The 11,049-nt window shown below is 69.7% G+C and carries 10 protein-coding genes and 1 riboswitch; of the genes, 1 reads left to right on the forward strand and 9 read right to left on the reverse strand.

Annotated elements, in window-relative coordinates; translation table 11 throughout:
* Window positions 1-390: 390 nt before the first annotated feature.
* From ADK54_RS31975 to rpsB, 9 genes are all read right to left on the reverse strand, one after another.
* Window positions 391-1,413, reverse strand: a complete 1,023-nt coding sequence (locus tag ADK54_RS31975; protein WP_053729265.1) for an ABC transporter ATP-binding protein — start codon at window positions 1,411-1,413, stop codon at window positions 391-393.
* Entirely contained in the window at window positions 1,413-3,026 is a 1,614-nt protein-coding gene (locus ADK54_RS31980; RefSeq protein WP_053729277.1) for an ABC transporter permease, read from the reverse strand. Before ADK54_RS31980 ends, ADK54_RS31975 begins: the two co-directional genes overlap by 1 nt.
* A gap of 38 nt (window positions 3,027-3,064) precedes the next feature.
* Window positions 3,065-4,165: a thiamine ABC transporter substrate-binding protein gene (locus ADK54_RS31985; RefSeq protein ID WP_053729266.1), complete on the reverse strand. Its 1,101-nt coding sequence runs from the start codon at window positions 4,163-4,165 to the stop codon at window positions 3,065-3,067.
* A gap of 82 nt (window positions 4,166-4,247) precedes the next feature.
* Window positions 4,248-4,366: riboswitch (TPP riboswitch) on the reverse strand.
* Between the two features lie 95 nt (window positions 4,367-4,461).
* Window positions 4,462-5,568: a 23S rRNA (adenine(2503)-C(2))-methyltransferase RlmN gene (rlmN, locus tag ADK54_RS31990; protein ID WP_053729267.1), complete on the reverse strand. Its 1,107-nt coding sequence runs from the start codon at window positions 5,566-5,568 to the stop codon at window positions 4,462-4,464.
* 90 nt (window positions 5,569-5,658) lie between these two features.
* Window positions 5,659-6,765 (reverse strand): phosphatidate cytidylyltransferase, encoded by a 1,107-nt coding sequence (locus ADK54_RS31995; protein WP_078966791.1) that lies wholly within the window; start codon window positions 6,763-6,765, stop codon window positions 5,659-5,661.
* Window positions 6,765-7,322, reverse strand: coding sequence for a ribosome recycling factor (gene frr, locus ADK54_RS32000; protein ID WP_053729268.1), 558 nt, complete (start codon window positions 7,320-7,322; stop codon window positions 6,765-6,767). The genes ADK54_RS31995 and frr overlap by 1 nt, the downstream gene beginning before the upstream one ends.
* 124 nt (window positions 7,323-7,446) lie before the next feature.
* Window positions 7,447-8,235 carry a UMP kinase gene (pyrH, locus tag ADK54_RS32005; protein ID WP_053729269.1) on the reverse strand — a complete coding sequence of 263 codons (789 nt, stop codon included), beginning with the start codon at window positions 8,233-8,235 and terminating at the stop codon, window positions 7,447-7,449.
* A gap of 160 nt (window positions 8,236-8,395) precedes the next feature.
* A complete protein-coding gene (tsf, locus tag ADK54_RS32010) occupies window positions 8,396-9,232 on the reverse strand; it encodes a translation elongation factor Ts (protein ID WP_053729270.1) in 837 nt (278 codons plus the stop codon).
* A gap of 121 nt (window positions 9,233-9,353) precedes the next feature.
* Window positions 9,354-10,262 (reverse strand): 30S ribosomal protein S2, encoded by a 909-nt coding sequence (gene rpsB, locus ADK54_RS32015; RefSeq protein WP_053729271.1) that lies wholly within the window; start codon window positions 10,260-10,262, stop codon window positions 9,354-9,356.
* A gap of 292 nt (window positions 10,263-10,554) precedes the next feature.
* Between rpsB and ADK54_RS32020 the strand changes: the two genes are divergently transcribed.
* Entirely contained in the window at window positions 10,555-11,022 is a 468-nt protein-coding gene (locus tag ADK54_RS32020) for a M23 family metallopeptidase (RefSeq protein ID WP_053729272.1), read from the forward strand.
* The last annotated feature ends 27 nt before the right edge of the window (window positions 11,023-11,049 follow it).

Below are 11,049 nucleotides of genomic sequence, written 5' to 3' on the forward strand. Positions count from 1 at the left end.
CGCCCTTACGGCTGGGGCTCGGCCCCGGACCCCGATGGCCCCACCCCGCCCCTTCCCGAGACCCTCCGGGGGGAGTGAATCGGGGGCGCCGGCGGGTGGTTTTTGGGGCTGCGCGCCCAACGGCTGGATGAGCGGACGGTTTCGACCGCGGACCGTGCGTGGTTGCTCGCGCAGTTCCCCGCGCCCCTAGCAGGGTTGGTCCTGGCCAGCACCGGCATCTTCAGCCCGTCATGGGGGTCCCCCCTGGCCTTTAAGGCCTTGGGGGAGTTTGAGGACGAGCGCCCTTAAGACGCGAACGGGGTCTGGGGCAGAGCCCCATCAGCCACCGGGCCGCAGCCGAACAATCTCCCCCGGAGGGTCTCGGGAAGGGGCGGGGTGGGGAAAGCCCCCCTACTCCTCCCCGAGCACCACCACTCCCCCAACCCCAAAGGCAACGCCAACCGCCGCCCCCACCTCCGGCGCCCCCTCCAACCCGCACTCCGCCTCCAGCAACGGCCCCCCGCCGGGCCGCAGCCGGAGCGCCACGTGGTTGCCCCGGAACGTCCGCCCCACCACCTCGCAGGGCAACCCCTCCCGCTCCCCCACGAGCCGGACGCCCGCCGGGCGGACCAGGACGCGCACCGGGCCCTGCGGCGAGCCGGCCGGGACCGGGACCTTTCCCCAGGCCGTGTCCGCGGCCTCCCCCGAGACCGTCGCCGGGACCACGTTCTCGAAGCCCAGGAAGCGGGCCACGAATTCGGAGGCCGGGTGCTGCCAGACCTCCAGCGGCGTGCCGGTCTGCGCGATGCGGCCGTCCCGCATCACCACCACCCGGTCGGCCAGCGCGAACGCCTCGCCCTGGTCGTGCGTGACGGCCAGGACGGTGGTGCCCAACCGGCCGAACAAAGAACGGAGTTCGACCACCAGGCGCTCGCGCAGCGTGCGGTCCAGCTGGCCCAGCGGCTCGTCCAGCATCAGGAGGCGGGGGGAAGGTGCCAGCGCCCTCGCGAGCGCGACGCGCTGCTGTTCGCCGCCGGACAGGGCCGCGACGGCCCGCCCGCCCGCGCCCGGCAGCCCGACCAGGTCGAGCAACTCGCCCACCCTGCGCGCCTGTTCACCCCGCGAGGCCCCCCGCATGCGCAGCCCGAACGCCACGTTCCCGGCGACGTCGCGCTGCGGGAAGAGCTGGTGGTCCTGGAACATCAGGCCGAGACCGCGTTTGTGTACGGGTACCCCCGACTGGTCGGCGCCGCCCAACAACACCCGCCCGCCGGTGAGGGGTTGAAGGCCCGCGACGACCCGCAGCAGCGTCGACTTGCCGCTGCCGCTGGGACCGAGCACGCACACCGTCTCGTGGTCGGCGACCTCCAGGTCGACCGCGTCGAGCGCGGCCCGCTGTCCGAACCGTACGGTCACACCGTCGAGCTTCAGCATCAGAACTCCCCGCTCCGGTCGGTCCGGATGCGTTCCAGGACGAGCAGCGACACCGCGCACACCACCATCAGAATCGTGCTGAGGGCCATCGCCTGGCCGTAGTTGAGGTCGCCGGCCCGGCCGAGGAGGCGGGCCACGGCGACGGGCAGCGTCGGGTGGTCGGGCCGGGCGATGAACACGGTCGCCCCGAACTCGCCGAGCGACACCGCGAACGCGAAGCCCGCCGCGACCAGCAGCGCCCGCCGCACCAGCGGCAGATCCACCTCGCGCCAGGCCCGCAGCGGGGACGCCCCGAGCACGGCCGCCGCCTCGCGCAGCCGCCCGTCCACCGCGCGCAGCACCGGCAGCATGATCCGTACGACGAAGGGGGTGCCCACCAGCGCCTGGGCGAGCGGCACCAGGATCCAGGAGGTCCTCAGGTCAAGCGGCGGCTCGTCGAGGGTGATCAGGAAGCCGAAGCCGACGGTCACGGCGGAGACGCCGAGCGGCAGCATCAGGAGGGCGTCGAAGCCCCGGATCAGACGGCCGCTGCCGCGCCGGGTCAGGGCGGCCGCCGCGAGCCCGCCGATGAGGAGCGCGATGGCGGTGGCGGCGAGGGCGTACTGGAGCGAGTTCCAGATCGCCTCGATGGGCGGCACGAGGAAGCTGCCGTTGTCCCCGGCGGCCTGGAGCGCCCGGTAGTAGCCGAGGCCGTAGCCGTCGGGGGTGTCCAGGGAGCGTTCGATCAGTACGCCGACGGGGAGCAGGATCAAGAGCGCCACGACGGCGAGGACCGAGGCGAGCAGCGTCCACTGTCCGGCGCCGCGCGGGCGCCGCGCGGTCTGGGCGGGGTCGACGAGTTTCAGCGCACTCTCGCGGCGGCGCACCGTCCGGGCGTGCACGGCGAGGATCGCGCCGACCGCCACGAACTGCACGAGGGTGAGGACGGCCGCGGTCGGCAGGTCGAGGAGTTCGGCGGTCTGGCGGTAGATCTCCACTTCGAGGGTGGAGAAGGTGGGGCCGCCGAGGATCTGGACGACGCCGAACGAGGTGAAGGTGAAGAGGAAGACCATGAGGGCTGCGGCGGCGACCGCGGGGCCGAGCGCGGGCAGCGTCACCTTGCGCCAGGCAGCGAACCGGGAGGCGCCGAGGACGCGGGCGGCCTCTTCCTGGCGGGGGTCGAGCTGCGACCACAGGCCGCCGACGGTGCGGACGACCACCGCGTAGTTGAAGAAGACGTGGGCGAGCAGGATCGCCCACACCGTGGTGTCCAGGCGCACCCCCCACAGCTGGTCGAGCAGCCCGCCGCGGCCGAGCAGCGCGAGGAACGCGGTGCCCACGACGACGGTCGGCAGCACGAACGGCACGGTCACGACGGCCCGCAGGAGCTGCTTGCCAGGGAAGTCGAGGCGTGCGAAGACGTACGCGCCGGGCAGCGCGATCAGGAGGGTGAGCGCCGTGGAGGCGAGCGCCTGCCAGGTCGTGAACCACAGGACGTGCCCGATGTCGGGGTCGCTCAGGACCTCGCCGATCCGGCCGAACTGCCAGGCGCCGTCCGCCTTGAGCCCGCGGCCGACGATGGCGGCCACGGGCCAGGCGAAGAACACGGCGAAGAACACGACGGGCAGGGCCATCAGGCCGAGCCGCACCGCGTTCCGCCGCAGTTTCGGGCCTACTTCAGGACGAGCGAGGACCACGTCTTGACCCACTGGTCACGGTTCTTGGCGATCTTGTCGGGGGCGACGGTCGCCGAGTCCGTGATCTTCGCGCCGAACTTGGTGAACTCCGGCGGGACGGCGGCGTCCTTGGCGACCGGGTCCACGAACATCTGGAGCGGCATGTCCTCCTGGAACTTCTTGGAGATCAGGAAGTCCAGGAGCGCCTTGCCGCCGGCCTCGTTCTTGGCGCCCTTGAGCAGGCCCGCGAACTCGGTCTGGCGGAAGCAGGTGCCGGTGGCGACGCCGGTGGGGGCCTCGGTGGGCCTGGGGTCGGCGTAGATCACCTCGGCGGGCGGGCTGGAGGCGTAGGAGACGACGAGCGGCCGGTCGCCCTTGGCCTTCTTGCCGCCGGCCGAGCCGGAGAAGTCCGTGTTGTAGGCCTGCTCCCAGCCGTCGACGACCTTGACGCCGTTGGCCTTCAGCTTCTTCCAGTAGTCCTGCCACCCGTCGTCGCCGTATTTGGCGACGGACCCGAGCATGAAGCCGAGCCCGGGCGAGGACGTCGCCACGTTCTCGGTGACGAGCAGGTCCTTGTACTCGGGCTTGATCAGGTCGTCGAAGGTCTGCGGAGGGCTGAGCTTCTTGTCCGCGAAGTACTTCTTGTCGTAGTTGACGCAGATGTCGCCCGTGTCGATGGGCGTGACCCGGTGCTTGTCCTTGTCGAGCTGGACGTCGGCGGGAATCCGGTCCAGGCCCTTGGCCTCGTACGGCGTGAAGATGCCGTTGTCGAGGGCGCGCGAGAGCAGCGTGTTGTCGACGCCGAAGAACACGTCGCCGCGCGGGGAGCCCTTGGTGAGGATCTCCTGGTTGAGCGCGGCCCCGGCGTCCCCGCTCTTGAGGACCTTGACGGTGTAGCCGGTCTGCGCGGTGAACGCCTTGAGCACCGGATCCGAGGCGTTGAACGAGTCGTGACTGACCAGCGTCACCGTCTTGCTGCCGGATCCGCTTGCCTCGCCGGAGGTCTTCTTGCCGTCCGAGCCGCCGCAGGCCGCCAGCGTGGTGACCCCGAGGGCGGCGGCGACCGCGCCGGCCGCGAGCCTCTTGGTACTGCGCATTTCTTCATTCCTCCTGGAGATGACCAGGAAGAGACGCGGCCCTGCCCGCACGACTTCAGGTCGTGCGGGCAGGGCGCAACAGCTTGAGTAATCGCCGAACTTCCTACCCCGAATGACCGGGGCAAGGTTCAGAGGGTCTGCGGTCCGTGTCCCTTGCGGGCACCGCACTCTCAGCGCTGTGGCGCTCCCCTGTCGGAATATGCAGATGTTGCCAGCCAGGTTACACGGGGCCCCTGACAGGCCCCCGGCCGTTCTGCCCCTCGGACTCCGGCCCGCTCGGACTACCGCTCGTCGGACTACCGCTCGGAGGCGGCGAGCTGCCCACAGGCTCCGTCGATCTCCTGGCCCCGGGTGTCGCGGACGGTCACGGGCACGCCGTGGGCCGCGATGGCCTCGACGAACGCCTTCTCGTCCTCGGGCCGCGAGGCCGTCCACTTGGAGCCCGGCGTCGGGTTCAGCGGGATGAGGTTGACGTGCACCCGCTTGCCCTTGAGGAGCCTGCCGAGCAGATCGCCGCGCCACGCCTGGTCGTTGATGTCGCGGATCAGGGCGTACTCGATGGAGATGCGGCGCCCAGACTTCTCGGCGTACTCCCACGCGGCGTCGAGGACCTCGCGGACCTTCCACCGGGTGTTGACCGGTACGAGGGTGTCGCGGAGCTCGTCGTCGGGAGCGTGCAGGCTCACCGCGAGGCGGCACTTGAAGCCCTCGTCGGCGAAGCGGTGCATGGCGGGCACCAGGCCCACGGTGGAGACGGTGATGCCGCGCTGCGACAGGCCCAGGCCGTCCGGCTCGGGGTCGGTGAGCCGGCGGATGGCGCCGACGACGCGCTTGTAGTTGGCGAGCGGCTCGCCCATGCCCATGAAGACGATGTTGGACAGGCGGGCAGGTCCTCCCGGGACCTCGCCGTCGCGCAGCGCCCGCATGCCGTCGACGATCTGGTGCACGATCTCGGCGGTCGACAGGTTGCGGTCGAGGCCCGCCTGGCCGGTGGCGCAGAACGGGCAGTTCATGCCGCAGCCGGCCTGCGAGGAGATGCACATCGTCACCCGGTCCGGGTAGCGCATCAGGACGGACTCGACGAGCGTCCCGTCGTGCAGCTTCCACAGCGTCTTGCGGGTGGTGTCGTCGTCGCAGGAGATGTGGCGGACGACCGACATCAGGTCGGGAAGGAGCTCCTCCTGGAGCCGGCCGCGCGCGGCGAGCGGGATGTCCGTCCACTCCGCCGGGTCGTGGGCGTACCGCGCGAAGTAGTGCTGCGAGAGCTGCTTGGCGCGGAACGGCTTCTCGCCGATCGCGGCGACGGCTTCCTTGCGCTCGGCGGGCGAGAGGTCGGCGAGGTGCCGCGGCGGCTTCTTGGCTCCGCGGGGGGCGACGAAAGTGAGTTCTCCGGGCTTGGGCATGGTTCCTCAAGTGTCTCAGACGTACGGAAAAGGGCTCGCCGTCCTGTGGACGACGAGCCCTCACCGTTCAAAGCGATACAAAAACGCAGGTCAGCCGTTTCCGACGAACACCACGAGCAGCAGCCACACCACCGGAGCCGTCGGCAGCAAGGAGTCGAGCCGGTCCATGATGCCGCCGTGGCCCGGAAGCAGCGTGCCCATGTCCTTGATGCCGAGGTCCCGCTTGATCATCGACTCGCCGAGGTCGCCGAGCGTGGCGCTGCACGCGACCGCGAGGCCGAGCAGCAGTCCCTGCCACCACGTGCCGTCGTCGATCAGGAACTGCATGCACAGCGCGCCCGCCACCATCGCGAACGACACCGCGCCGAACAGGCCCTCGCGGGTCTTTCCGGGGCTGATGCGCGGCGCCAGCTTGTGCCTGCCGAAGCGCCAGCCGATCGCGTACGCGCCCGTGTCGCTGACCACGGTCAGGAGCAGGAAGGTGAGCACCCGCCAGGGTCCGTCGTCCGCGGTGAGCAGCATCGCGACGAACGTGGCGAGGAACGGCACGTAGAACGCCGCGAAGACGCCCGCCGTGACGTCCCGCAGATAGCCCTCGGGCGGTTCGGTCATCCGCCACACGAGGACCGCGAGCGAGGTGAGGGCCATCGCGACCCAGGCCCCCTCGGCGCCGCTGACGTACCCGGCGACGACCATCGCCGCGCCGCCGACCGCGAGCGGTACCAGCGGCGCCTTGATCTGCTTGCGTTCTTCGAGGCGGCTGGTCAGCTCCCACAGCCCGACGACCACGGCGACCGCGATGACGCCCACGAAGACGGCCTTCACGATGAAGAGCGACGCGAGGATGACCGCGCCGAGCCCCACGCCGACCCCTATCGCGGCCCGCAGGTCGCGGCCCGCCTTCTTCTTCTCCGGCTGGGCGGGCACGGGGGGCACGGGCGGAGGGCTTGCCATGGGCTCCTGCGGCGTCTCGTCGCGGAAGTCAGGGCCGCCCGGCAGAGCGGCCCCCAAGTCGTGTACGCGGCCTTCGGCGTCTCTGCCCGCATCGGGCAGGACGGGCATCTGCTGCGTCCTCGACACGGGCGGGGCGTCATACGCATCGTATGCAGGCCCCGCCGGGAACGCCCCCTGGGAAGGCCCCTCGGGGGTTCCCCAGTATTCGGGTCTCGGCGGAGCCCCCCAGGAAGAGTCGTTCATCAGACCTCGAGCAGCTCGGCTTCCTTGTGCTTGAGCAGCTCGTCGACCTGCGCCACGTACTTGGCGGTGGTGTCGTCGAGCTCCTTCTCCGCACGGCGGACCTCGTCCTCGCCGGACTCCTTGTCCTTGACGAGCTTGTCGAGGGCGTCCTTGGCCTTGCGGCGCACGGCGCGGATCGAGACCTTGGAGTCCTCGGCCTTGGTGCGCGCGACCTTGATGTAGTCCTTGCGGCGCTCTTCGGTCAGCTCCGGGAAGTTCACGCGGATGATGCTGCCGTCGTTGCTCGGGTTGACGCCGAGGTCCGAGTCGCGGATGGCCTGCTCGATGTTGCGCAGCGCGCTCTTGTCGAACGGGGTCACGACCGCCATGCGCGGCTCCGGGACGGAGAACGAGGCGAGCTGGTTGATCGGCGTCAGCGCACCGTAGTAGTCCGCCACGATCTTGTTGAACATCGCCGGGTGCGCACGCCCGGTGCGAATCGCGGCGAAGTCCTCCTTGGCGACCACCACGGCCTTCTCCATCTTCTCCTCGGCCTCGAGGAGGATTTCTTCGATCACCACTTGCTCCTGCATGTCTTGGGTGGGCCGGGAGTTCTCAGTGCGACCTGATCCCTTGGGCCCTGGATAACCAGCGTCTTTCCCTGCACGGTGTCCGACCGGCAGGGGATTGTCCATCCCCCGGTCAGGCCCGGGTGCCCTGGTCGCTCACGAGAGTGCCGATCTTCTCACCCTTGACGGCGCGCGCGATGTTGCCCGCCGTCAGGAGCTCGAAGACGAGGATCGGGAGGTTGTTGTCGCGGCACAGGGTGATCGCGGTCATGTCGGCGACCTTCAGGTCCCGGGTGATGACCTCGCCGTACTCAAGGGCGTCGAACTTCACCGCGTCGGGGTTGACGCGGGGGTCGGAGTCGTAGACGCCGTCCACCCCGTTCTTGCCCATCAGCATGGCCTCGGCGTCGATCTCCAGGGCACGCTGGGCGGCGGTGGTGTCGGTGGAGAAGTAGGGCATGCCCATGCCGGCGCCGAAGATGACGACGCGGCCCTTCTCCAGGTGGCGTACGGCCCGCAGCGGGATGTACGGCTCGGCGACCTGGCCCATCGTGATGGCGGTCTGGACGCGCGAGTCGATGCCCTCCTTCTCCAGGAAGTCCTGGAGGGCGAGGCAGTTCATGACCGTACCGAGCATGCCCATGTAGTCGGAGCGGGCCCGGTCCATGCCGCGCTGCTGGAGCTCGGCGCCCCGGAAGAAGTTGCCTCCGCCGATGACGACGGCGATCTGTGCGCCGTCCCGGACGACTGCGGCGATCTCGCGGGCGATGTTGTGCACGACGTCGGGATCGACACCGAGCCCCCCACCGCCGGCGAACGCCTCACCGGAAAGCTTCAGCATGAAGCGCCCGGCCACCTTGCCGTCATCGCGCTTGTGGTCGGCCGAGTGATCGGCCTTGGCGGCGTCCGCGCCCTGATTCATGGGGATCTCCTCGTGCACATACGAAGAAGGCCATTGCCGGTGGGTACTCGTGGTCCCTAGCGGCAATGGCCTCCTCGTCAGATCTGCGGTCGTCCGTCGCGTGCGCGGCCGACGACTGCCTCAGACCCTAGCGGGGTCTAGTGTCGAACGCTGAACAGACTCAGATGCCGACCTTGATGCGCGAGAAGCGCTTCAGGGTGACACCGGCCTCCTTCAGAACCTGCTCGACGGACTTCTTGTTGTCCAGCGCGTACGGCTGGCCAAGCAGCGTGGCGTCCTTGAAGAAGCCGTTGACGCGACCCTCGACGATCTTCGGGAGCGCGGCCTCGGGCTTGCCCTCGGCGCGGGTGGTCTCCTCGGCGACACGACGCTCGGTCTCGACGACCTCGGCCGGAACGTCCTCACGGGTGAGGTACTTCGGCGCAAAAGCGGCGATGTGCTGCGCGACGCCCTTGGCGATCTCGGCGTTCTCCTGGTCGAACTCGACGAGGACACCGATCTGCGGCGGCAGGTCAGGCATGGTGCGGTGCATGTACGCGGCCACATAACCGCCCGTGAACTGCGCGAAGCGGTCCAGGACGATCTTCTCGCCGAGGTTGGCGTTGGCCTCGTCGACGAACGCCTGGACGGTCTTGCCGGCCTCGATCTCGGAGGCGAGCAGCGCGGCGATGTCGGCCGGGGAGGTGGCGGCGACGTGCTCGGCCAGCTTGGCGGCGACGGCCTGGAACTTGTCACCCTTGGCGACGAAGTCCGTCTCGCACTTCAGCTCGACGAGGACGCCGGAGGTCTTGTCCTCGGAGATGAGGGAGACGACGGCGCCGTTCTCGGCAGAACGGCCCTCGCGCTTGGCGACGCCCTTCTGACCCTTGATGCGCAGGGCCTCGACGGCCTTGTCGACGTTGCCGTCGGCCTCGTCCAGGGCCTTCTTGCAGTCCATCATGCCGGCGCCGGTGAGCTCACGGAGCTTCTTGACGTCAGCGGCGGTGTAGTTCGCCATGAGTCTGTGTTTCTCTCTCGGAGTCTAGAAAGATCTACGAAGATCTGCGGGGCTACGGGTCGACGGCGGGGGCTTGTGGCCCCCGCCGTCAACTACCGAACCTGTGGGTCCCTGTAAAGGGTCAGGCCTGCTCGGCGTCCGCGACCGGAGCCTCGGTGGCCTCAGCGGTCTCGGCAGCAGCCTCGGCCGGCTTCTCGGCCTCGGCGGCCGGAGCAGCCTCGGCCGCGGGGGCCTCGGCGTCGTCGGCCTTCTTCTCACCCTCGAGCAGGTCGCGCTCCCACTCGGCGAGCGGCTCGCCGGCCGCCTTCTCGCCCGGCTTCGAGTCGCCGGCCGCAGCGCCGGAACGGGCGATGAGGCCCTCGGCGACGGCGTCGGCGATCACGCGGGTGAGCAGGGTGACGGAGCGGATCGCGTCGTCGTTGCCCGGGATCTTGTAGTCGACCTCGTCGGGGTCACAGTTCGTGTCGAGGATCGCGACGACCGGGATGTGGAGCTTGCGCGCCTCACCGACGGCGATGTGCTCCTTCTTGGTGTCGACGATCCAGACGGCGCTGGGAACCTTCGACATCTCGCGGATACCACCGAGGGTCTTCTCCAGCTTGGCCTTCTCGCGCGAGAGGACCAAGAGCTCCTTCTTGGTGAGACCCGAAGCCGCGACGTCCTCGAAGTCGATCTGCTCAAGCTCCTTGAGGCGCTGCAGACGCTTGTAGACGGTGGAGAAGTTGGTCAGCATGCCGCCGAGCCAGCGCTGGTTGACGTAGGGCATGCCCACGCGCGTCGCCTGCTCGGCGATCGCTTCCTGCGCCTGCTTCTTGGTGCCGACGAACATGATGGAGCCGCCGTGCGCGACGGTCTCCTTGACGAACTCGTAGGCGCGGTCGATGTACGACAGCGACTGGAGCAGGTCGATGATGTAGATGCCGTTGCGCTCCGTGAAGATGAAGCGCTTCATCTTCGGGTTCCAACGACGGGTCTGGTGACCGAAGTGGACGCCGCTCTCCAGCAGCTCCCGCATCGTGACGACGGCCATGGCCGTACTCCTTGAGGTACTCGGTTACCGCGGCCGCCGGTCGGCTGCCGCGCCTGACGCCCCGGTGCGCCGTGCCCTGAACCCTGCGCGGGTAAGGACCGAGAGGCGCGGCCGGCGATGGTGGTGAGACCGCCGGCGGGGCGTGCGAAGTCGATCCGGTCACCCGGATCGCCACAAGAAGTGTACGGGACCCGCACAGTGCCGGGTGACGGCGCTGTCCACAACCCCTCAGTACTCCACAGCTCAAGACCAAGATCCCCACGGATCAGCTCACGCCGGGACCCTGTTCCCCATGTACCGAACACTCCTGCTGGCCCTGACCGCCGCCGCCACCTGGCCCGTCCTCCCGCCGACCGTCATCCACCCATGGGCCCCGCCGGCCACGCCCTACGGCCCCGGCCACCGGGGCATCGACCTGGCCGCACCCCCGGGCACCCCGGTACGCGCGGCCGCCGCGGGCCGGGTCACCTTCGCCGGCCAGGTAGCGGGCCAGGGAGTACTGACGATCACCCTGCCGGGCACGGCGTCCCCACCCTTGAGAACGACCTACGAGCCGGTACGAGCCCTGGTGAAGGAAGGCTCGGACGTCACCGCCGGCCAGATCGTCGCCACCGCCGCCGACACCCCGTCCCACTGCCCGGACGGCTGCCTGCACTGGGGGCTGCTGAGAGGCGACATCTATCTGAACCCGCTGCTGCTCCTGCACCGACAGGCACCCTCACGGCTGCTGCCTGTCGTGGGGGTGGTCGAGCCGGGGTGAGGGGGGCGTTGGGAGGGGTGGGGAAGG

This window comes from Streptomyces sp. WM6378 (assembly GCF_001279695.1).
Lineage (GTDB): Bacteria > Actinomycetota > Actinomycetes > Streptomycetales > Streptomycetaceae > Streptomyces.

Bases quoted from the DNA above. Each gene is read 5' to 3' on its own strand.
- pyrH (WP_053729269.1), bottom strand. From the start codon at position 8,235: ATGAATCAGGGCGCGGACGCCGCCAAGGCCGATCACTCGGCCGACCAC.
- ADK54_RS31975 (WP_053729265.1), bottom strand. From the start codon at position 1,413: ATGCTGAAGCTCGACGGTGTGACCGTACGGTTCGGACAGCGGGCCGCG.
- tsf (WP_053729270.1), bottom strand. From the start codon at position 9,232: ATGGCGAACTACACCGCCGCTGACGTCAAGAAGCTCCGTGAGCTCACC.
- ADK54_RS32020 (WP_053729272.1), top strand. From the start codon at position 10,555: ATGTACCGAACACTCCTGCTGGCCCTGACCGCCGCCGCCACCTGGCCC.
- ADK54_RS31995 (WP_078966791.1), bottom strand. From the start codon at position 6,765: ATGAACGACTCTTCCTGGGGGGCTCCGCCGAGACCCGAATACTGGGGA.
- rlmN (WP_053729267.1), bottom strand. From the start codon at position 5,568: ATGCCCAAGCCCGGAGAACTCACTTTCGTCGCCCCCCGCGGAGCCAAG.
- rpsB (WP_053729271.1), bottom strand. From the start codon at position 10,262: ATGGCCGTCGTCACGATGCGGGAGCTGCTGGAGAGCGGCGTCCACTTC.
- ADK54_RS31985 (WP_053729266.1), bottom strand. From the start codon at position 4,165: ATGCGCAGTACCAAGAGGCTCGCGGCCGGCGCGGTCGCCGCCGCCCTC.
- ADK54_RS31980 (WP_053729277.1), bottom strand. From the start codon at position 3,026: ATGGCCCTGCCCGTCGTGTTCTTCGCCGTGTTCTTCGCCTGGCCCGTG.